This is a genomic window from Methanohalophilus euhalobius (assembly GCF_900215215.1).
Taxonomy (GTDB): Archaea; Halobacteriota; Methanosarcinia; order Methanosarcinales; family Methanosarcinaceae; genus Methanohalophilus; species Methanohalophilus euhalobius.
Genome location: NZ_OBDR01000012.1, coordinates 22,406 through 44,678, shown reverse-complemented (window position 1 = coordinate 44,678; position 22,273 = coordinate 22,406). Strand labels below are relative to the sequence as shown.

The following is a 22,273-nucleotide window of genomic DNA, read 5'->3' as shown; positions in this document are numbered from 1 at the left end:
ACCTTACATACCTGTATTATACCGCAATATCGCAACAATACCGCCAAAAGCATTGAGAAGCTGGCCACCTTCTTCAAAATCAGTTGATATGAAAGCCACCTCACTTCCCATCTGATCGCTCAGTTCCGAGAGTTCATCCACAATATCTATCCTTTCGACAACTTCCAGGGAAGAGCCACATTTGGGACAGTTGCCAAAATCATTTACACTTTCCTGATCCGGTTGGTTTTCCCGGGTTATATTGTCTTCATAATCCCCGGTAGTGCACCTGACCTTAATTCTTTCAGACCTCAGATCCTCGGATATCAACAGTTTTTCCACGGCCCCTATCATCAGGTTCTGACGCACTACTTCCTCACCATAGGCAGCCTTTCCGGAATCAGATACCAGTTCCCTGAAAAACTTTTGCATCAGGTTCTTTTCCACCATCAGGTCCAGGTCCTGCAGTCGCTCACTTGCGGCATTGACAAGTTCCTGCAATCCTGATTCATCGGTGTAGGCCACATCAAAGAGGCCCAGTATTTTCTTTTGCAGCTCATGATGCAGGAATTCTCCTGATTGGAATTCTTCCTTGGTTGGGGACGGCCCACCCAGCAATATTCCCTCAAAATCTTTCATATCAACCGTCATGAAGATCTCACTGGCTGCATCTCCTATACGCTTGTAGAAATCATGTATAGCTATGAGCCTCAACTGCTGGAAACGCTGAGCACTCTGACCACCTTTTCTCTGTTTACCCGGCACCGTTGAGGTAAGATTTCGGTAGGATTCGGTATGTTTACCTGTAAGTAAACCAATTGTGGCTTCCCTTCTGTCAAGCACAAGCAAACCGTAGGTCTTGGCCTCCTTGAGCATACCTTCCAGCGGTTCGAGGAAAAAGGAAGAATCACAGTGATACTTGTAGATGGTAAGAGGTTGTGGAGGTTTTATGATCGTGGTTTCCATATTCGTTTTGTCCGCACCTACATCCACAGCTCCGGTAAAATAGACGATACCGTTTTCCGGGATCTTGAGATATTTAAGTCGGGAAAGCAGCGAATCAATCGCAGACTGTACATTGGTCCTTGTGACCTTGGATTTTATATTGGAAGCCTGACTGTGTTCAGTCTTAAGCTGTGAGGTCACATCGGACAGCTGTTTGTCAGGCGGTATGTAAAGGGATATGAGTTCAGTACCCCTTCCCTTTTTATTTCGGAGGGATTCAAGTTTTTTCTTGAATTCATATTTTTCATGAGCAGATTGTTCGGCCATTGTAAGGATACTCCATAATCAAAAATTAATCAAAATGTCGGGATATTCGCTATGCTCTAGGCTTACCATATAAGCCATTATTATAAATATAAGTTATGACAGTGCGTCAAACGGGTAATTTAGAAGCGATAAATTTTCCATCACGACAAAGCATGACAACACGACTTATTTCAACCTGATCGGTAACTTCATAACCCAATTCATAGCCGAGCTGATTTGCAAAATCAAAGACTTCTTCATGATCTGGCATGGCATCCCTTTCAAGCCGGTTTCTGGAAAAACCCAGGTGCATATAGGCTTTGACTTCAATAATATCAGGCTGTGCCTTTCTGATAAGGTCCGCATAACCTTTCACATCAAACATATTCACACCCTTGATTAAGGTAATACGAATAGCAGTCCTGCATTCTTTATCCTTAAGGACACTGAGGGATTCATTTATGTTATCCCACAAGCAGGGGTCCTTTGGAGAACAAACCTCCAGATAGGTCTGCCTGTCAGGAGCATCCAGGCTCATGTAGAGTTGGGAAGGTTTAATACGTTTGACCATTTCAACAACAGTGCCGTTGGTTACCACAAAGGTACTCACACCTCTGCTGCGAAATTCTTCGATCAGTTCATCAAGATAAGGATAAAGGGTGGGTTCACCGGATAGGGAGATAGCCACATGTGCGGGTTCATTGGCCTGTTTCCACAATTCTCTTGAGGCAAAACCTCCAAAACCCGAAATGAGGTTGCGCTGACCTTCTATTGAAGACCCCATTATTTCCACTGGAGAATCCCATTTTGAGGGAGTTGGGACATCAAGCTCAACCGGCCTCCAGCAGTGCAGGCAACGCTGGTTACAGCACAGGGTAGGAGTCATCTGCAAACATCTGTGGGAAGCTATCCCATAAAAACGGGCTTTATAACATTCTCCTTCCTCACGCACAGCCCTTCTCATCCACAGACATGTTTTGACAGCTGAATGGGATCCTGCAAGTCTGTATCCCTGTTTTTTTATTAATGTATCAATATCAGGTAATAAATCTGAAGCCATCCGGACTAACTCTTAACTGGCATTATATAAAATGCACGTTCAAAACTGCAGCATGGTCGGCTGGAAAGTGGCAAGATCAACCACCGGCACCCTTGCAGGTTCGGGTACCACATTCACCCGCTTCTGGAATTCGGTCTGGTCCTGCCAGGTTCCTGAATTGATTAGCAGGGTCCCCCTGTACTGCTTCACCCCTACGGTATGGACATGTCCACAATGCAGTATATCGGGTATGTGATCAATCACAAAATGGTCAGTCTTCTCCGGGGCTATAGAAACCCTGCTGCCATAGGTAGGGGATAGATGGCGACGCTTTACCATTTCCAGCATTGCTTTTTCCGGTTCACTGTAGGAGAGTCCCTGTATACTCGCCACAAAATCATCTATTGAGCGGCCATGGTACATCAGCACAAGTACACCATCCAGATCCACCAGAGCAGGATTGCCCACGAATTTTATCCTCGGATCAAACATTTTCCTGATACGCTCCGGGAATGTGGGCTGGGGTTCGGCCTGGCGCACAGCATCATGGTTACCAGGACCAATAACTACTGTGATATCAGAAGGTATCTGGTTAAAATAGTGGGCAACTTCCTCATACTGATCATAAATATCCGGTATGGTAAGTTCTTCTTCCTGTCCTGGATAAATACCCACCCCATCTACAATATCACCGGCAACCACAATATAGCGTAATTGCTGTGCTATTTTGTTAAGCTCCGGGTTTTCCGATTGCCTCTTGACAAAAGTCATGAAATCTTCCCATTGCTCCTGCAGGAAGGTATTACTGCCTATATGCACATCTGAAATGAAAAGAGCTTTTCCCTGGCTACCGTTTTTAGATAAACCCATATTGGGCAGATCCGGAAAAACAAGTTTTTTGGCTATCAGGAGTTTGCCGTCATTGGTGAGATTGCCACTTACTCCCACCACATCATCCAGGACAAGTTTGTTCGATTGCTCATAAATATCCTTATCATTCATACTGAAAAGGACCTGGAAGGAACCCGTAGGGTCTTCAAAACGTACCAGCCGATGACCATTGGATGTATTTTTAATCTCCGATACCATACCGATTATGGAAATCTCATCCCCGGGCACACGTCTGTTTCCTTTCAGGCTTTCCATGGGTCTGGCATTGACCCTGCCGCGGATCATCTCACTCAGCCGGCTGTAACGGTTGCGGAAATACTGTACAAATTCCATGTATTCCCCCACACAGGTGGAACAATCGGTTATATCGCAAAGCACCGAAATAGGATTTGCAGAATTTGTATTTGCAACAGATTCTTTGCATGGAATCTCTGCTTCCCTTACTTCTTCAAATCCCGTGAAATCAATGTCCTCAACATCTATTACAAATACAGAATCATCCACACTTCCCAGTATGTGATTTATAAGAGCACGAGGATTGTTGTGAGAAGTTATAAGCTCGGCTGCCTGAGGGCTTACCTGGTAGCCTGCTTCAAGCAAATCGGAGAGAAGAGACATTTCTTGCATTACAGACCTCTGTATTGATAATGTAGTTACAAGAATTTTCCTGTATAACAATACTTTGGTAAACATTATTCTACTAGAAATAAACCAATAAGTTTAACTTGATACAGACAAATTTGGTTTGTCAATTTGGAGAAATATTCATGGATATCAGGGAAATAATTGATACTTTTAAAAACCGCGATAATTTTTGGGTGGGAATCATCCGTGACGCTTTATCAGTACTGGTTATTCTTGCACTTATCGGCGTCCTCTCCCAGCTATTTTTCGGGTTATGGACTCCAATGGTTGCAGTGGAGTCGGGAAGTATGGAACCCCACATGTACAGGGGAGACATAATCTTTATCGAAGATATGGACAGGACACAGATAGAAACACTCCGGGATGCACCTGCGGACTATATTTCATTTGGAAAAAAGGGAGATGTCATCTTATACCGACCCTACGGCCAGAAGGGGGTGACCCCGGTAATCCACAGAGCAATGTATTTTGTTGAAGAAGGCGAACCAATGTGGGAAGGGGGACCCGAAGCTCCACATGAAGGTTACATAACCAAAGGGGATAATACGAAAACAAATAGCTACTATGACCAGCAGGGTCAGATCAGTTATCTTTCTCCCGTAAAAGAAGAATGGATTATAGGTGTTGCCCGGTACAAGATTCCATATATTGGACATATCAGGTTACTATTGTCCTGAGTTGTCCTGAGTCTCAAAAAAGAAAGACAGGTTATACCTGTTTTATATATGGCCCCAAGATCATGTCCTTATAAGCACTTCCTGCAGGAACCTTTGGATAGAGTACTTCTTCCCTGTCCGTAAGAATTTCCAAAAAGCAGGGACCCTGTGCATCTAAAAAGGCCTTTATTCCTCCTTCCAGTTTTTCCCTTTCGGTTATCCGTGCCGTATAATTGAAACCAAAAGATCGTGCGATTGCTGCAAAATTAACATCCTTCTGTCTTTCAGTTCCTGTCCGTATGCCTGCATATGCAACATCCTGCAGATTCAATACCATAGCGTCACTTCTGTTGTTTAGTAATAATATCTTGATAGGTAAACTTAAATTTACAATGGTGTGCAATTCCCCCAGATTCATTCTGAGACTGCCGTCACCATCTATTGCAATAATCTTATGATCGGGATTTGCATAGTGTACCCCAATAGCAGTAGGTATAGCAAATCCCATTGTGCCAAATGAGCCCGAAGTCATGAAAGAGTTTGGTACCTGCATGGACAGATATTGGGCAGCAAGCATCTGATGGTTGCCTACACCAGTTGTTATTTTAACATTTTCATCGATACAAGCAGATAGTATATCCAATACTTCTGCAGATTGTATCCGGTCAGATGTCCTGTTATAATCCAGTGGCCAAGATTTTTTAAGTTCTCTGGCACGTTGTCTCCACTGAGCAATCTCTAATTTTATATTGTGTTTTTTTGCATAATCCAGCAGGTCCATAAGAGCTGTAGCACCATCCCCTATAAGTGTAAATTTAGGAAAACGTTCAATCTTTATCTGATGCATCTTTTCCGGGTTTATATCTATATAGGCTATATCAGCTTCTATACCGAAACCTACTTTTTCTGCAATCCGATCATCCCATCTGACCCCGATAGCAAAGAAGAAATCATTTTCCTGGATAATCATATTTGCATAGGGTGTACCGAACATCCCCAGCATTCCCAGATTCAGGGCATTTCTTTCATCCATAATCCCTTTTGCCATCAAGGTATTAACCGAAGGTATTTTGAAATACTCATTGAACTCTCTTATCGCCTGACTTGCTTTTCTGGAATTCAGGCCCCCACCTAAATAAAGTAAGGGTTTTTTAGAATTTGCCAGCAATTGGAAAAAAGCTTTGCATTGTGCTTCATTCAAATGCCTGTCATCACGATAGCTTTGTTCAAATAGAGTGACATCCATTGATCGGTACCCATGCATTTTCTGCTGCTTGTCCAGGGGAAAGTCTATGACTACAGGACCAGGTTTGCCGGATTTTGCAAAGTAATAGGCATCCTTAACCATTGATTCAACATCTTCATTATTTGACAGTTGAATTACTTTTTTAGCAGCATCTCCAAAAATATTTTTCACATTAATATGCTGGAAAGAATCCGTGCCTATCTTATGCTCCGGGACCTGGCCGGCAAATATAAGCAAGGGGATGCTGTCACCACAGGCATCCGCAACACTGGTGAGGGTATTTGTTATAGCAGGCCCTGAAGTAACCATGGCTACACCAATACCCTTTCCTGACCTTGAATAACCGGCTGCACTGAAAGCTGCGGATTGTTCGTTTGAATTGATAACAATCTCAATACTACTTTTCTGGAGGGCATGGAATACCGGAAGGATAGCTGCACCCGTATAACCAAAGACATGTTTGATTCCAAGGTCTTCCAGACTTTTTACTAAAACTTCTGCCCCGTTCATTTCTTTCATTTTCAACACTCCTTAGAAAGAAATTAAACCGGCACAAGACACAAAATGTATTCATCAATAATATAATCCAAAAAACAGCGCACTTGAGCCAGAATAATTTCTTTATCTCACTCAAGCTGACGGCACTACCACTACTACACCTGTTACACGGAAATCGTAGTTTGTGATAGTACTTGACATCAAATAAGGATGAAGTTGAAGCAGTATTAAGTACTTTCGGTTATGAAGCAGGCCTTAAAGATGCATCTGGGCTGTCAGTATTGGTTTAAAATCGGCCAGCATATTGAGACGGTAATCCTCAAGCAATACTTTCTTGGTACTTTCCACAGGCACACTCAAGACTATTTCCTTGGTACGCCCATACCTGCCCTTGCTCACAACTATAGCATTGAGGATGCCCAGCATATCAAGTTCTGATATGAGATCGGTAACCCTTCTCTGAGTCAGGATATCGGTATCAACATTGCGGCATAACTGCCTGTAAACGTTATACACTTCACCCGTTGTCACATTACGGTGGCCATTATTACGTAGCAGCATTACACTATAGAGAGCGAGTTTGGATTGGGTAGGAAGAGTACGTATAACTTCCACTATACGATCCACTTCGATCTTTTCCTGAGCCTGCCTGACGTGTTCTTCCTCGATTATGTTCTTCTTCTCACGCTCGGCTATTTCTCCGGCAACCCTCATAAGATCAAGAGCACGCCGTGCGTCCCCGTGTTCCTGTGCCGCAAAAGCAGAACATAGAGGAATTACCATATCATCCATACTGTTTTCCTTATAAGCAATAGCAGCACGCTGCCTGAGAATATCACTTATCTGTTCGGCGTCATAGGGTGGAAAGATGATTTCCTCCTCTCCCAGAGAACTTTTCACACGTGGGTCCAGAAATTCAGTGAATTTCAGGTCATTGGAAATACCTATCATGCTTACGCGGGCATTTTCAAGGTCTGTATTCATCCGGGAAAGATTGTAGAGGACATCATCCCCTTTCTTGATCAGTTTATCAATTTCATCAAGAATTATTATGATTACCTGTTTCCTGGAATCCACTGCCTCTTTAAATCGGAAAAAAACCTGATCTGTAGGCCATCCTGTCATAGGGACATCTTCACCAAACTGTTTTGCAAGATTAGCCAGTAACCTGTACTGTGTATCTATTACTTCGCAATTTATGTACAGCACATTACATTGTACATTGAGATGATCACTTTTCCTTTCAAGTTCAATACCCACATATCTAGCAACAGCAGTTTTACCTGTACCTGTTTTTCCATAAATGAGAATGTTAGAAGGTGTATGACCTTTCAAAGCTGATACCAGTACCGTAGCAATATTATTTATCTGGTTACTACGATGAGGAAGATTTTCCGGTGTATACGCAGGTCTCAACACTTCCTTATTCTTAAAAAGGGATTCTGTCTCCAATAACTCTTCAAATAACCCATCAAGTGAACCATTATCCATCCAAACACCTTCGATTTGTAATATGCCAATACCGTATAATCGTTTTTTTTAGTAGATTGAAACCAAAGCGGGTACCTCCTCTTAGCAATATTTGGTATATGCAAAAGGACGTAATTTTTCCTCTGTTAGTACTCTAATGGAAATATAGGTATCTATTCTTAACAGTTATGGTAAAGACCCCTTTGTTTCAACTGCACCTATAAAATAAATTAAATATTCTGGATTGATATTAGAAATGTTTAAACGACAAAAAAGGTAGACCCCCTTTGTTTCGCTTGGAAAGTTTATAAAGGGGAGAGACCCTATGGTTTCAACTGGAGATAAGGAAAAAATATGAAATACATATTTTTAATATGTTGAAAAAATATAGCAGTGTAAGTAGAGAGGTTTTAGTATATAAAACTTTGTTTTACAAAAATCCCTTTTTTCAAATTGAACTATGTTTCCAATAGAAACTATGGGGTGCCCCTCTAGCAATTCCTGAAATTTTAAAAATCTCAAAATCAAATCTAACTCAAAACGATTATAATTAAAAAGCTCTTCTAGGAAAAGGATTCCCATGTATAACAATGGCATCACAAGAGATTCAGTCCTAAAGGAACTATCTCAAAAAAAAAACAGGGATAGTGATTACAGGAAAGTTCTGAGTTCCATGTGCACTTATCCTCATGAAATAGCATAGCATGCTCATTGTACTTTCATCGAAGCTAATATGGGAGATCCAGGTCTTTTTCAGGGAACCTTTGAACTGGAAGAACAGGTCGTAAAGATGCTGGGTGATATGTTACATCTTCCGGATGCCTGTGGTTATATCAGTACAGGAGGTACTGAATCAAATATCCAGGCTGTAAGAGCTATGCGTAATCGTAATAAATCAATTGTAAATCCTAACATTGTTGTTCCTGATTCAGCTCATTTTTCCTTTGATAAGGTTGGTGATCTTTCAGGTATAGATATACGCAGAGCGACTCTTTCTGACAATTTACAGGTGGATCCGGATGCAGTTAATTCCCTGATAGATAGCAATACCGTAGGATTGGTGGGTATAGCTGGTACTACCGAGTTCGGGCAGGTAGATCCTCTTGAAACCCTTTCTGGCATAGCTATCGAAAAGGGTTTACCTTTCCACGTAGATGCGGCTTTCGGGGGCTTTGTGCTGCCTTTCCTCAAACCTAAATATAAATTTGATTTTGAAATCGCAGGTGTATCTTCTGTAACAATAGATCCCCACAAAATGGGTTTAAGTACCATTCCTTCAGGAGGATTGCTTCTGCGCCACAGTCTTGATCTTGACAATCTGGCGGTAAAGACCCCTTATCTTACTGTAAGCAGTCAGTATTCCCTCACAGGTACCCGTAGTGGAGCAGCTGTAGTATCCACTTACGCAGTTATGCGCCATCTTGGAAGGAAAGGTTATGGTGCCATCGTAAAACGATGTATGGATATGACTGACAGGCTTGTTGCAGGAGCTAGGAATATAGGAATCCAGCCGGTGATAGAACCGGTGATGAATATCGTGGCTCTGGATGTAGAGTCACCAGTTGAAATCCAAAACAGACTTTACGAGGATTTTGGATGGCGTGTTTCTCTTACGAGAAATCCGCAGGCACTAAGATTGGTTATCATGCCCCATCTGGATAATGAGATTATAGATATGTTTCTTGCGGATCTGGATGCAGTTGTAAACCAATCTTGAAAATAAAAAAATAAAAAGGGTGCTTGGTATCACGGTTGAGGGGATGATCGATGGCACCTAGCCTTGAAACTTGTAAAGGCGTGTGCCCATCGAATCCGTGACTATTTCCCAATAGGTCTCCAGGGGTATATATCTTGAAACCAAGCGGTGTGAAAGTATTATTCGTCAGGTACTCATTTACATCACTAAAACTAAATAACTAAATAATAGGAACTTAAAAAGGTTCAGTTATGAAAACTTCTTTCAAAATCGGTAGTGTAATGGGTATCCCTATATTGATCCAGATCACTTTTCTTATTGTACTGTTTCTCTTTGCATTTGTTTTTTCAAGTGTACCCGAACCCTTTGGATTTGCAGATGTCCAGCCTGCCCTATTAGGTTACGGCCTGTCTCTCTTGACAACAATCCTCCTTTTTACCTGTGTACTCCTGCATGAGCTGGGCCATTCCTATATTGCAAAAAAGTATGGGGTTAAGATAGATAACATCACCCTTTTTTTGATAGGTGGTGTATCTTCCATGGAAGAGATGCCCCGTGAACCCGACCAGGAAGCAAAAATGGCTTTTGCAGGACCGTTTGTAAGTTTTTTGATTGGTGGTATCCTGTTTGGATTGAATTTGATTGTAGATATGATGGTTGCAGGTTATTCTACTACCATACCTTATCGTCTTGTCTATATCCTTGCTTCCATCAATATTGTAGTGGGGGCATTCAACTTGGTTCCTGCTTTCCCCATGGATGGGGGTAGGATTTTACGTGCATTTTTTGCCCGTCATATGAATTATATACAGGCAACCCGTAACGCAGCGAATGTCGGGAAATTTTTTGCTTTTATGCTGGCACTTTTGGGTATTCTTTCCAATCCCTGGAATCCCTGGCTTTTGTTGATTGCGGTATTTATTTATATGGGAGCTTCAGGAGAGGAACGTTCCACTGCTGTTACCCGTACCCTTGAGAATGTCATGGTAAAGGATGTGATGAGCAGTGATGTTATTTCAGTATCCCCTGAGATGAACTTAGAAGAACTCGTACAATTCATGTTTGAACACAAACATATGGGTTATCCGGTGATCCAGCACAATGTTTTAAAAGGTATTGTTACGTTTACGGATGTACATAAGGTAGCGCAAGTGGATAGGATAAGTACCCTCGTTTCCGATGTGATGACAAGGGATGTGGTTACTATCTCACCTGCCGAGAATGCATCTGAAGCCTTCAAGGTCCTGAACAATAATAACGTGGGCCGCCTTGTGGTAATGGAAGATGGAGAGATTATTGGCATCCTTTCAAGAACAGACCTTATGCATACAATGACACTTTTAAGTGAGTAAAACAGGGATTTTAATGGCTAATGACCCGTATATTACTGATTCCCGACAAGACACCATGAGCTATAACTATGAAAGCACCACCAGCTCTTCTGAAGTTCAGGAACACGACTTTTCAACAGATTCCACTTCTGAAAATGTGGCTCCTGCTCCTTCCAGGATAAGCTTGGTGGGAACGGCCCATGTTTCGGAAAAAAGTATCCGTGAAGTAAAGGAGACAATTCACAACCAACAACCTGATGTCGTTGCTGTTGAACTGTGTAAGGGCCGCTATGATGCCCTTAAGGGTAAAACCCAAACCTCGGATATATCTGTTAAGGAACTGCTTGCAGAGGGCAAGGTCTATTTTTTCCTGATCCACATGCTGCTGGCCCATGTCCAGAAAAGGATAGGCAAGGAAATGGGAGTACAGCCCGGTGCTGAAATGTTAGCTGCTATTGAAGCAGCAGAAGAAATTGGGGCGGATGTTGCCCTTGTAGACCGTGATATCCAGGTAACTCTCCAGCGTTTCTGGGGAAAAATGGGTTTGATCGAAAAAACAAAAATGATAGGAACCCTGATAGCTGCAGCTCTGGGAATTGGAGGCGGTGATGAGATCGATATCGATAATATCACCGAACAGGATACAGTTACAGTCCTGATCGAGGAATTACGTCATACCTCCCCCAGTGCTGCAGAAGTACTTATTGATGAAAGGGATGCCTACATTGCAGGCAGTCTGGCAAGAACGGCTGCAGGTGGCGGTAAGAATATAGTGGCTGTTGTGGGTGCGGGTCACAGGAGTGGTATCGAGAAATATCTCTCCGACCCCAGGACCATACCCCCGTTATCCTCGCTGGTAACCCTGCCCAAGAAACGCTTTAGTTTGATGAAGGTATTCGGTATCGGTATCGTGGCTCTGGCACTTGCTATCTTCCTTTTGCTTATCATTTCAGGTACTTCTATCGAACTTTTATTGATTGCTTTTGGGTGGTGGTTTGCAATAAATGGTACACTCAGTGCTCTAGGAACGATTATTGCAGGTGGCCACCCCTATTCGATTGCAACATCCTTTGGTGTGGCTTGGCTGACTTCCTTGAATCCCATGATGGCTGCAGGCTGGTTTGCAGGTATTGTGGAAGCAAAACAGCGCCATCCCACGACCGATGATCTCAAGGAAATAATGAAGCTTGAAACCTTCAGTGAAATGAAGAAGAATAATTTCTTCAGGGTAATATTAGTAGCTGGTCTTGCAAATATTGGAAGTGTAATCGGTAGTATAATTGCACTATATGTAGTCGTGACTATAACAGGACTTGATCCCAGAGATATTATTGAAGCGGGCCTTAATAACCTGATGATAAGACTTGGTATTTAAATAATGAGAGAAAAATAGGATATTTGGTTATTGTGCTACTAACATTTGAATAAAAAATTGTTTAACTTTAGATAGATTAAATAGGATAGACAATCTTGTGTTTCAACTAAATATATAAAAAGAGATATAGAATGGTCATATTAAACTAGACCATTCTATATTTTTCAATTAAGATACGTTTACAGTAAACCTATCATTATCAGTTGCTGTAGCTCCTGTTATTGCTTCAGTTGCAGAATCTCCGGCATAAAATTCAAAGTCATCTATACTATTGAATTTTACTTTTACCTTCATATTTTCATCGTATCCAAATGTATGAAGGTCCATCCAATATAATACTGTAGCAGGTCCATTAACACTTCCCCACTCTGGAATAATAGTCGATTCGCCATTTCCAAGATAATATACGTTGTCTGGCTCTTTGCCATCGTATACTTCTTTATATTCGACACCGTCTGGTATTTTTAAAAAATAGTTGCTAAATCCACCAGGAAGTACATAATTATCGATGTTTACATTAATTGTTCCATAATCATACTTGTTGTAAGAATACGTGTCAGGATAGATATCAATATCTGCATCTAAAACGATGTTTCTATTGAGGCTCTGGTTATCAATCGAATTATTTTTGCTCAATGAATCAGTTTGTGCACTCACAGAAGATACAAAAGCCATACTTACTAACAGCAATGTCATAAGCAACAGGCCCATTCCAGCTAATCTATTTTTGTTCATTCTTTGTTTACCTCGTTTGTTTACTCCAGAGGCAAAGCTACGCTTATGTAGTATAAACAGCAAACTTAGCGATGCCTTTGAGCGTACATGTGGGACTCAACGGTTCTTACAAGGTTCAAGTGAGCCCCACATTGCAACTTCTTATGTACAGTATTCTATAAATTAATAATCATAATGAAGATTCATCACTTGGGTTAATATTCATCTAAAAGATAAATCTCTGTAGAATCCCTTCATTTGAACAGGAACTGTGGTCCCGGTATATTACCAATATTATAGGTAACTTTAGTTGCGGGAAAACCAGTTCCAGATTTTCCCACTTTCCTCTCTGTCAACATCAGCGAGTGCAAATCGGTTTCCGCCTCTTGATAGGAACTTGTGCTTGTGAGCATCTGTTTTAACAATTTGATGATAAGGTTTGGATTGTAAGAATTTCAAATCATCAACATTCCTTTTTTTTGTATTAGCTGTATATCTGGCAGATTTTCGGCAACATCGTCATAGCTGGTGTATTTTTTCAACACCTCAACGATAACAGGAAGCGGGTCTGGACAGATTTCAGGCAGATCTGCCTCCTCTTCGAATTTTATCCCAAAGGCCAGTTGTTCTTCAGGGGGTGTTAATCAGGCATCAACTCCTTCTTTATTACCCCTTGCATCAATGCGATACCATCCACCGGAAGGAAGATATACGGCATTAAGAGTGTGAAGACAGAACGGTTCCCCGTTATCATCCCTGCTCAAACGCTGATAACAAATTCCACAAGGAATGGAGTTTGCCCTCAAAAAGGCTGCCATCAGGTGGCTTTTAGCATAGCAGTAACCTGTACCGTGTTCCAGAACTTCTGAGGCTTTTAAGGTAACAGGATTCATTTTGTAATCATTGTTGTGCAGTATTTCATCCCGCACCCATTCAAAACAGTGTCTGGATATTTCAACCGAATCTAGTATGATCAGCTGCAAGCTCCTTTGCCTTTTTAGTACCTCTGGGTGGTTCCAGTCGATTATTTCAGTCACTCTCAGGTAATCCTGCATATCTTCTCTATTTTTAATTTTGTTCACCTTCAGTTTGATGATATGGTCATAAAATATTTATAGTAATAAAAAAACTCTCTTTTAGAATATCGTGAAGATATTTTGGGGTTCAGTTTGACCTAGCAGTGATGGCTGAACCCCAGTGCCCTGAGGCAAAGCTAGGTTTGTTTTTTACGCTATATAAGCATGGCTTTGCCTCCTGAACTGAATAAATCAGGAGATAAAATAAATGCAAATAAATGCAAAATCTGGAGTGGGTATAATACTAACTGCAATGTTGCTGGTGAGCATGGCATTTGTGCCTACGGTGAGTGCTCAAGCAAATGAAAATGTGGGAGTAAAGGCTGAAAATATTGATTTCAGTATTGAAAAAGAATATGGTAAATTATTCCTAGAAAAAATGGGCTATTCTGCAGAATTGACTTCTTCAATTCCATTGAAGAATCTGGAAGGTAATGTTGAAGCTGTTGCTTTTTCGGTAAATAATGAAGGTTACATCATTATTAATGTAAACGATTTATCTGTGCCTGAATATTCAATGACAAGCGAAAATCCATTTGTTGACAAAAATAAAAACTATTACTACAATGGACCCCTTGCTTATGTTGAAGGAGAACTAAAAAGTGAAAGAATCAAAACTGCTTACATTTACAAAAAGGAAAGGGTGAATAAATCTAAGAGACTCTCTGAATTGAAGAAGATATTTATGGAAACTTCTAATGTTCAATTACTTTCGGGTGCAAGTGGTATTTTGAGCCATTCATTAAGGACTTGGGAAGACAACAATATTTATTGTGGTCCAATTGCTGCTGGAATCAATTTAATTTATTTGGATGATTACCTTGATAATGATTTTGTAGCCTCCGGTTATGAAAATCAGAATGATTTGCTAGATTTTATAACCAATGGTTATATTGATAATAGTGGGACGTATGCATGGCAATTAAGGAATGGATTGAACAGTTATATTGAAGATAGAAATCTTGCTAATGAGTACAGTGCTTACGCAATTGCTTTCGATTACAGTAAATTAATGTCTCTCATAGATGACGATAAACCTGTCGATGTTTCGACTAATAATCATCCAACTTTTGATGACCATTGGATAATAGCACATGGATACTTTGTACAGGATGTCCCATATGTTGTTCCGCAACCGTATATCGTGGTCAATAATGGGTGGGGAGATAACAATATCAATGTTCTTGTTGGTGACTATCTTATTAACCAAGTGTGGATCGAATAATTTTCCTGAAAATATTCTATTAGAATATTTTCTTTTTTATTTTTGGGGATTTAAAATGAGCAAAATAATGAACAGTTTAATTTTATGTTTAATCCTGTGCAGCACAGTAATTTATTCTGGTTGTATATCAAATCAAACTGAAGAAAAAAAAGTCACTGAACTGACAGATATCGATCAGCATATAATCACAAAAGTTTCCGTCAGGAATGGAATGAGTGGAGATTTGAGTACAACAAATGATAGAGTAAAAATAGAAAAATTAATCAGTCAACTTGATAGGTATTCATTGGAAGAAAAAGGTAATCAAGAGCCTATGTTCGGGTATCGTTATTCAATAAAATTTTACAGTGGTTCCAGTAAAATCTCAAATATAGTTATTGTAGATTCTAAAATTATGCAAGTTGATGAAGTTTACTATGATGTCATTGATTTACCCCTTGATATTACAACAATTGACAAAATTGTTGGTTCAATGTAACTTCCATCGCTTCGTATATGCATGTAAGAATAACTTTTTCAGGAATGGTTCCACTGGAGCTGATAAGCAGCTGCTTCTCGTTGGGATTATCCCTGCTGGGTCTCTAATGTGGATCGTGTTTAGTTGCGGGAAAACCAGTTCCAGATTTTCCCACTTTCCTCTCTGTCAACATCAGCGAGTGCAAATCGGTTTCCGCCTCTTGATGATAATACGGAAATCCCGATTGTGTCCAAGTCACTCATGCGCTGGAAAGGGTTGGAACTTATCTGCATAGTCTGGATATGGTCTCTCAATACGAATACATGATAGCGGTGGATATTGCGGAATCTGAGCGTTAATTGTTTTTCCAGGATGGCAGTTCCTCCTGTATTGTAGCGGGAAAGCCCCAATAGGAAGGTAGGGGGCAGGACTAGCAGGGAGACCCATCCGTAGGGAACCAGCTGGAGCAATAAAACAATAACAATAGCCGGAACCAGTAAGCGTATAATATAGCGTTTCCTTGACCTTAATGGCAGAGGATGCATATTTTCAGGAATAATATATTCAGGGAACATGTTGTCCATGAATCTTGACAGTTCCCTTAAATTCAGCAGGGGATATAATGTAGTCACGTAATCCTGTTTTTCAGAGCTGCCTCCGGCAACTTCTGCATAGATCGAACACAGGTTAAGGGGCTGTCGCAGCAAACTATCCTTTACAGACAGAGCCTGGATTCGTTTCATATTCAGGTTGTATTCCTTCTGTTCAATAAGGCCGTAGGATATCCGGATGTCATCTTCCTGGCGTTGCAGGGTAAAATTGGAGTATTGGACTGCAAAGACCAGGGTTGATATGATCCATGAAAGCAGCAATAATCCAAATATTAGTATCAGGAGTAGACTGATATTGATATTGTTCCGGGGAATTACCTGCTCAAGAATGAGTCCCATATAACTTTCAGGAATATATGGATAAAGCTGGGATAATGCAGCCGCTATAAGGGAAAAAAGTAACATGAACCTTCCTGAAGTGGCTCCTGCCAGAAGCAGGTTCCGTAGTGGGACATTGTAAGTATTTACAGTATCTACTTTTGAATTCCCGGTTTCTGATTCTTCTGTATTATTTTTGCCGGATTCGTTTGTTGCATGGTTTTCTAAATAGGTCTTTATGTTCTGGCTTTCCTGCAGGGTTACAGCAGTGAGTGATAGTTCTGCTTCTGTACTGCCGGCTGTTTTGACATGTAAACTCGTGACACCCAGGAGTTTTTGTATAAAATTTGTGATTACATTAACCGTCTGGACTCTTTCTCTCTTGATTGATCTCTCTTTTTTAAACAGCAATCCCTTTCTTATGTGCAGGTAGCCGTTTTCATACTGATAGGTGAAAAAATACCATTTTGCTGTAGAATACGTAAGGGTGGCGATCAAAGCGATAGCAGCCAGTAAAGGAATGTCCACACTGCTCAATTCATCCCTTAGGGATAATGCAAAGAAGAACACCGGTGGTATTGCATATATTATGCTTTTGAACGTCTCCAGGATTATCATGACGGGATGCTGGCGCTTATATTCAGACATCTTCATCACTTACTTTTGCAAGAGCTGCTATTTCTCCCATGAGCTCTGCAGCTTTTTCCCTTGATAGAGCGGGAATATAATGGTCTGTAGCAGCTGTGGAGATCCTTAATGTTGCCAGCCCGAAGAATCTCATCACAGGACCGTGTTCAGTATCAACATGCTGAATCCTGACCATAGGGATAAGGGTCCTTTTGATGATGAAAATACCGTTCTGGATATCTACTTCATTTTCTCTTATTTCATAGCGCCAGAAACGTATCCTGAGTTGTGGTGCAATTATTGCTGACCATAATGTGTATACTGTAACCAGTGCTATACCTATCCAGCCCCATTCTCGAGGTAAATCCCATGCAGGACTTATCAGAAAAATGTATGCTAATGGAATCGAAAAGGCGACAATACCTAGCAAGAGTCCGCTTACAAACCAGGATTTCAATGCACGTGAATCGATACACTCAGAAGGCTCATTTTCAAACATCATTACCGGATCCAAAAAAGAAAAAAAGAGGACCCCGGCTCATACGAGGTCATGGAGATTGAATTTGTAGGGGCCAAGGTTTCCGCCGTAGTTGCCTGCGGAGATCTTCTTGATACCAGGCACCTTTACGGATGCCTTTATACCGGCTGACATTGCGCTGGAAATTGCTTCTTCACTGATACCGTTGATAACGATCTCGTAAACTGCTCCCACATCTTCGGGGATCTGGGTATCCTCGATCTGGTCCCTGATGGAGGGGCAGAATTTTTCGTTTGCTGTTGCCTTGAGGAAAGTGTACTTGTTGGCACCTGGTTTGGAGCCACTGGCCACTATACCGCCGGGGAATGGAGTAATGGAACCTTCGACCTTTTCTATGGCTTCAACTGCTGCTTCTGCGGCATTGAGAGCGCTCATCTGGCAGTCTCCTAATATAAAAAAATTGCCGCCTGCTACACCTTTTACTCCACCCATGGAGTGTTCGGTGATGAAGTCGCCTTCCATCATTGGAATCTTGTAGGCTTTCCTGCCATCGACCTCGGTTTCGGATTCGGTACCGTCTGCGAAGAATTTGAGCTTGAAACCTGTGTCAAACTGTTTTTCAGCATCCGGCAGACCATTGAACATTGCTGTTGTGGGAGCGGTCAATACACACTGGCCCAGTCTTTCCAGGAGCTGTTCTTCCAGGGATTTGTAGCCAAAGGTGCAGAGCTGGATGTAAACACCAGGTCTTCCATCAGGGGTTTCATCAGGACTGGCAACCCTTTCGATACCGCCTTCTGCGGGACACATGATGACAGAGGTACCAAAACCTGTAGCTTCCTGTGCAGCTACCCTTGCCCATTTTTCATTCACAGCTGTAATCAGTACTCTACCGATCTTTATCGGGAATGCTTCTGCAAAAGTATCTTCGATTTCTACTCCGTTAATTTCCATAATGACACCTGCTCTTTAATTAAGGGTACAAGGGAGATACTGTTTGCAGTACAAATAGTCTTCGACATTGCTTTTTGTCTCATTCAAGGGTGAGGAATTTTGCATTGACTGCAACTATAACCGTACTCAGCGACATAAGTACCGCTCCTACAGCCGGAGACAGCAGGATTCCCTGTCCCGCCAGCACCCCTGCTGCAAGTGGGATGGCAATGGCATTGTAACCTGTGGCCCAGAACAGGTTCTGCTTCATTTTCCCATAGGTTTTTGCCGAGAGGTCCAGGACAGTTATCATATCAAGGGGATTGCTGCGTACCAGCACAATATCTGCCGTCTCCACTGCCACATCAGTTCCGGCCCCGATTGCCACACCCAGGTCTGCACGTGCCAGGGCTGGCGCATCATTCACACCATCACCAGTCATTGCTACACGCAGTCCGCGACCCTGGATTTCCTTTATCTTCCCTTCTTTTTCCTGTGGAAGCACTTCAGCGAAATACTCATCAAGACCTATACTTTCTGCTACCCAGCGGGCTACATTATCATTATCTCCCGTAAGCATCATGCAGCGTATGCCCCGCTCTTTAAGGGTTGCAATAGCCTGTTTTGATTCAGGACGTATAATGTCTGCGAGGGCTATGGCACCTATTAGCTTTTCTTCCTCAACCACAAAAACAACCGTCTTACCCTGAGCTGTTAACCCCTCTGTTTCAGCTGCGTCAGGTTCGAACCCCTGGTCAGCTATATAGGAGCCACTTGCAACTGTGATTTGCCTGTCTTCAACTGTTGCATACGCTCCTTTGCCGGGGATGCTGTTGAAATCCTTAATGGGATATTTTTCCTCTGCTGATTCCACAATACCCCGGGCTATGGAATGTTCTGATTCAGCTTCTACTGAAGCAGCCAGTTTCAGGATTTCTTCTTCTGATACATTTTCAAAGGGAATTATGTCGGTGACCCCGAATTTTCCTTCAGTCAGGGTTCCCGTCTTGTCAAAAACCACTGCATCGACCTCATATGCCTTCTCAAAAGCCGCCCTGTCCTTGATCAGCAGGCCGTTGTTGGCGGCCAGTGCAGAGGATACTGCAATCACAAGGGGAATTGCCAGGCCAAGGGCATGGGGACATGTGATTACCATTACTGTAACCGCTCTTTCCAGGGAAAAGGCGAAATCATAGCCTGCCAGATTAACCCAGGCAAACAGTGTTATTGCACCTGCACTTAAGGCTATGACAGTCAGCCACATGGCGGCCCGGTTGGCCAGGTCCTGGGCACGGGAGCGACTTTCTTGGGCCTGTTTTACAAGCTCAATTACCTGCGAAAGGAAAGAATCGGAACCGGTCTTTTCGATAATAATCTCCAGGGACCCTTCCCCGTTGATGGAACCTCCAATCACTTCATCATCTTTTTCTTTGGATACAGGAGTGGTTTCCCCGGACAGCATTGCTTCATTGACTGAGGACTGCCCTTTTGCCACCCTGCCGTCTGCGGGAAGTTTTTCCCCGGGTTTGACCAGTAACCTGTCCCCGTTTTGTAAATCCTTAAGAGCTACATCCTCGGTCTCACCATCTTCTCCTATACGGTGGGCCTGGGAAGGCATGAGTTTTGCCAGTTCCTCAAGAGCCATGGAGGCTCCCATCACAGATCTCATCTCGATCCAGTGGCCCAGGAGCATGATGTCGATAAGGGTTGCCAGTTCCCAGAAAAAGAATTTGCCTGCCAGACCGAATACCACAAGGCTGCTGTAAATATAGGCCACGCTTATGGCAACGGCAATCAATGTCATCATGCCGGGCTGGCGGGATCTGAGTTCATCCAGCAGGCCGGTAAGGAAGGGCTTGCCACCGTAGAAAAAGATCAGTGTGGAAAAGGCAAAGAGCAGATAAGAAGCACCTTCAATTGTCGGCAGGCTCACTCCTGCACTTTCCAACCCCTGTCGAATTATAGGTGACAGGAATAAAACCGGTAATGTAAGAACTACAGATACGAAAAAGCGTTTCCTGAAATCTTCAAGCATCATTGCATGATGCGAATGTCCATTATTATCTCCATGTTCCATTTTTATTCCTCCTCAAGTCTTTCCTCCGCAACTTTTACAGTAGGCAGCATCCAGGTCATGTCCCTGAAAAGCACAACCCGGATATTTTTAAAGGCATATTTCCTTTTGTCTGTTCTACGATTTTTGCTTTAGCGATGCATATCCCTAACTTCTCATGGTTTTCCCGATGGTTATAATTTACTCTGTTGCCAGGCGAACATTTATTAACGATAAGCCAGATATGAGATACGTCTCAATTTTGAGATGGAGTATTTCACATGCATCTAATTCCAGCACTGAAAGAACTGGGCCTCCTGGGCGGGCTGAATCATCCGGTTAAACTATCCTCAGCTGAGTTTGCCGAATACATGGCGACCAGCTCCAAGACTTCGGCCAGGATTCTCAAATCCCTGGAAGATGAAGGCTATATTGAGAGGCGTATTGTGCCTGGCGGACAGGAAGTGCTGCTCTCAGCTGCTGGCCGGCAATTGCTAAAAAAAGAATACGAGGATTACAGGCATATATTCACCGAAACCGTTGAGAAAAACCCGATTCAGCTGCGGGGATATATTGTAAGCGGGCTTGGTGAGGGTCACTACTATATTGGCCAGGAAGGCTACCAGCGCCAGTTCGGGGACAAACTCGGTTTTGCCCCTTACCCGGGAACTCTCAATGTGCATCTGGATGACCTTAGCCTGAAGTTCAGGGATAAACTTGCAGAAAGTGCTGTGATTCCTATCTCCGGTTTCACAAGCGGGGAGCGTACTTTCGGTGCATGTCATTGTTTCTGTGTGAAAGTTGAGGGTTTTGAGGCAGCAGTTGTGGTTCCCGACAGGACCCATTATCCGGTTGATCTGCTGGAGATAATCTCTCCCGTGAAATTGCGTGATGAGCTTGATTTGAAGGACGGAGATGAGGTTGAGGTTACTGTTGATTATTGATTGGAGGTATCTATTATGGACAATTTTAAATTTTCAGATCCCGAAGTTAAAAAGGGCGTTGAGGCGGTTGAGCGGGGAGAAATGGTATTTATATTTGATTCGGACAGCCGGGAAGGAGAGACGGATTTTGTGATTGCGGCTTCGGCTATTACTCCTGATGATGTACGCTGGATGCGTCGCGATGGTGGTGGTCTGATCTGTACTGCCCTGGCCGATGAGGTCTGTACTACGCTGGGTTTGCCTTTCATGGCAGATTTGCTGGCAGAAGGGGCAGGCAGATGGCCTGCAATTGGTAATATCGTGGAGCAGGCCGGTGACCTGGCGTATGATAGTCGTTCATCCTTTTCCATCTGGGTCAATCACAGGGACACCCGTACGGGTATTCCGGATAATGACCGGGCCCTGACCATAAACAAGCTGGCTGAGATTTCTGAAAAGGGTAGAAACGGGGAAGCCGTTGTTTTTGGAGACGATTTCCGTGCACCGGGTCATGTTGCATTGCTACGGGCAGCTGAAGGACTTGTGGAAAACCGCCGGGGCCAGACCGAGCTGTCGGTTGCTCTTGCACAGATGGCCGGTATAACCCCTGTTATGGTAGTCTGTGAAATGCTCGATGATACCAACGGCAAAGCCCTTTCAAAAGAGGATGCCAGGACCTATGCCCAGTTGCATGGATGTGTTTTCCTGGAAGGTGCCCAGATCACAAAGGTCTATAAGGAATGGGTAGCCCGGCAGAAAAAGTGATATAGGGAAAGTTCCT

At 42.6% G+C, this 22,273-nt stretch carries 18 protein-coding genes and 1 pseudogene; 8 read left to right on the top strand and 11 right to left on the bottom strand.

The features are described 5' to 3' along the window. Positions 1 to 3: 3 nt before the first annotated feature. The 3 genes from prf1 to CP947_RS09005 all read right to left on the bottom strand — a co-directional run bounded on the left by prf1 (position 4) and on the right by CP947_RS09005 (position 3,787). The gene (prf1, locus tag CP947_RS09015) at positions 4 to 1,251 is read right to left on the bottom strand and encodes a peptide chain release factor aRF-1 (protein WP_096712874.1); all 1,248 of its coding nucleotides are present in this window, start codon (positions 1,249 to 1,251) and stop codon (positions 4 to 6) included. Positions 1,252 to 1,357: 106 nt separating this feature from the next. Further along, positions 1,358 to 2,290, bottom strand: coding sequence for a 4-demethylwyosine synthase TYW1 (gene twy1 / locus CP947_RS09010; RefSeq protein ID WP_096712873.1), 933 nt, complete (start codon positions 2,288 to 2,290; stop codon positions 1,358 to 1,360). Between the two features lie 39 nt (positions 2,291 to 2,329). After that, positions 2,330 to 3,787 carry a DNA-directed DNA polymerase II small subunit gene (locus CP947_RS09005; protein WP_096712872.1) on the bottom strand — a complete coding sequence of 486 codons (1,458 nt, stop codon included), beginning with the start codon at positions 3,785 to 3,787 and terminating at the stop codon, positions 2,330 to 2,332. Between the two features lie 140 nt (positions 3,788 to 3,927). Between CP947_RS09005 and CP947_RS09000 the strand changes: the two genes are divergently transcribed. Then, the gene (locus tag CP947_RS09000; protein ID WP_096712871.1) at positions 3,928 to 4,482 is read left to right on the top strand and encodes a signal peptidase I; all 555 of its coding nucleotides are present in this window, start codon (positions 3,928 to 3,930) and stop codon (positions 4,480 to 4,482) included. Positions 4,483 to 4,513: 31 nt separating this feature from the next. Here the strand turns inward: CP947_RS09000 and CP947_RS08995 are convergent, their stop codons facing one another. Together CP947_RS08995 and CP947_RS08990 are read right to left on the bottom strand one after the other, a co-directional pair. Continuing rightward, a complete protein-coding gene (locus CP947_RS08995) occupies positions 4,514 to 6,226 on the bottom strand; it encodes a thiamine pyrophosphate-binding protein (protein ID WP_096712870.1) in 1,713 nt (570 codons plus the stop codon). 234 nt (positions 6,227 to 6,460) lie between these two features. Beyond that, the gene (locus CP947_RS08990; RefSeq protein ID WP_096712869.1) at positions 6,461 to 7,696 is read right to left on the bottom strand and encodes an ORC1-type DNA replication protein; all 1,236 of its coding nucleotides are present in this window, start codon (positions 7,694 to 7,696) and stop codon (positions 6,461 to 6,463) included. 697 nt (positions 7,697 to 8,393) lie between these two features. On the opposite strand from CP947_RS08990, the pseudogene mfnA reads away from it, so the two are divergent. From mfnA to CP947_RS08975, 3 genes and pseudogenes are all read left to right on the top strand, one after another. Continuing rightward, positions 8,394 to 9,392: pseudogene (gene mfnA / locus CP947_RS08985) on the top strand (tyrosine decarboxylase MfnA); the annotation flags it as partial. A gap of 230 nt (positions 9,393 to 9,622) precedes the next feature. Then, complete coding sequence (locus CP947_RS08980) at positions 9,623 to 10,723, top strand: CBS domain-containing protein (RefSeq protein ID WP_096712867.1); 1,101 nt, start codon at positions 9,623 to 9,625, stop codon at positions 10,721 to 10,723. A 13-nt stretch (positions 10,724 to 10,736) separates the two neighbouring features. Continuing rightward, positions 10,737 to 12,077, top strand: a complete 1,341-nt coding sequence (locus tag CP947_RS08975) for a TraB/GumN family protein (RefSeq protein ID WP_096712866.1) — start codon at positions 10,737 to 10,739, stop codon at positions 12,075 to 12,077. A 168-nt stretch (positions 12,078 to 12,245) separates the two neighbouring features. Here the strand turns inward: CP947_RS08975 and CP947_RS08970 are convergent, their stop codons facing one another. Both CP947_RS08970 and CP947_RS08965 read right to left on the bottom strand, forming a co-directional pair. Continuing rightward, the gene (locus CP947_RS08970; protein ID WP_096712865.1) at positions 12,246 to 12,812 is read right to left on the bottom strand and encodes a hypothetical protein; all 567 of its coding nucleotides are present in this window, start codon (positions 12,810 to 12,812) and stop codon (positions 12,246 to 12,248) included. A 623-nt stretch (positions 12,813 to 13,435) separates the two neighbouring features. After that, complete coding sequence (locus tag CP947_RS08965) at positions 13,436 to 13,873, bottom strand: transglutaminase-like domain-containing protein (RefSeq protein ID WP_241645917.1); 438 nt, start codon at positions 13,871 to 13,873, stop codon at positions 13,436 to 13,438. Positions 13,874 to 14,075: 202 nt separating this feature from the next. On the opposite strand from CP947_RS08965, the gene CP947_RS08960 reads away from it, so the two are divergent. Beyond that, the gene (locus CP947_RS08960) at positions 14,076 to 15,092 is read left to right on the top strand and encodes a hypothetical protein (RefSeq protein ID WP_096712864.1); all 1,017 of its coding nucleotides are present in this window, start codon (positions 14,076 to 14,078) and stop codon (positions 15,090 to 15,092) included. Between the two features lie 55 nt (positions 15,093 to 15,147). Next, a complete protein-coding gene (locus tag CP947_RS08955; protein ID WP_096712863.1) occupies positions 15,148 to 15,570 on the top strand; it encodes a hypothetical protein in 423 nt (140 codons plus the stop codon). A gap of 119 nt (positions 15,571 to 15,689) precedes the next feature. On the opposite strand, the gene CP947_RS08950 is transcribed toward CP947_RS08955, so the two are convergent. From CP947_RS08950 to CP947_RS08935, 4 genes are all read right to left on the bottom strand, one after another. Then, positions 15,690 to 17,126, bottom strand: coding sequence for a PH domain-containing protein (locus CP947_RS08950; RefSeq protein WP_243641504.1), 1,437 nt, complete (start codon positions 17,124 to 17,126; stop codon positions 15,690 to 15,692). After that, complete coding sequence (locus CP947_RS08945; RefSeq protein ID WP_243641505.1) at positions 17,119 to 17,619, bottom strand: PH domain-containing protein; 501 nt, start codon at positions 17,617 to 17,619, stop codon at positions 17,119 to 17,121. The genes CP947_RS08950 and CP947_RS08945 overlap by 8 nt, the downstream gene beginning before the upstream one ends. 24 nt (positions 17,620 to 17,643) lie before the next feature. After that, the gene (fhcD, locus tag CP947_RS08940; RefSeq protein WP_096712861.1) at positions 17,644 to 18,537 is read right to left on the bottom strand and encodes a formylmethanofuran--tetrahydromethanopterin N-formyltransferase; all 894 of its coding nucleotides are present in this window, start codon (positions 18,535 to 18,537) and stop codon (positions 17,644 to 17,646) included. A gap of 79 nt (positions 18,538 to 18,616) precedes the next feature. Further along, positions 18,617 to 20,593, bottom strand: a complete 1,977-nt coding sequence (locus CP947_RS08935; protein WP_096712860.1) for a copper-translocating P-type ATPase — start codon at positions 20,591 to 20,593, stop codon at positions 18,617 to 18,619. Positions 20,594 to 20,850: 257 nt separating this feature from the next. On the opposite strand from CP947_RS08935, the gene CP947_RS08930 reads away from it, so the two are divergent. Together CP947_RS08930 and ribB are read left to right on the top strand one after the other, a co-directional pair. After that, positions 20,851 to 21,513, top strand: a complete 663-nt coding sequence (locus tag CP947_RS08930; RefSeq protein WP_096712859.1) for a winged helix-turn-helix domain-containing protein/riboflavin kinase — start codon at positions 20,851 to 20,853, stop codon at positions 21,511 to 21,513. Positions 21,514 to 21,528: 15 nt separating this feature from the next. Further along, a complete protein-coding gene (gene ribB, locus CP947_RS08925; protein WP_096712858.1) occupies positions 21,529 to 22,257 on the top strand; it encodes a 3,4-dihydroxy-2-butanone-4-phosphate synthase in 729 nt (242 codons plus the stop codon). Positions 22,258 to 22,273: the final 16 nt, after the last annotated feature.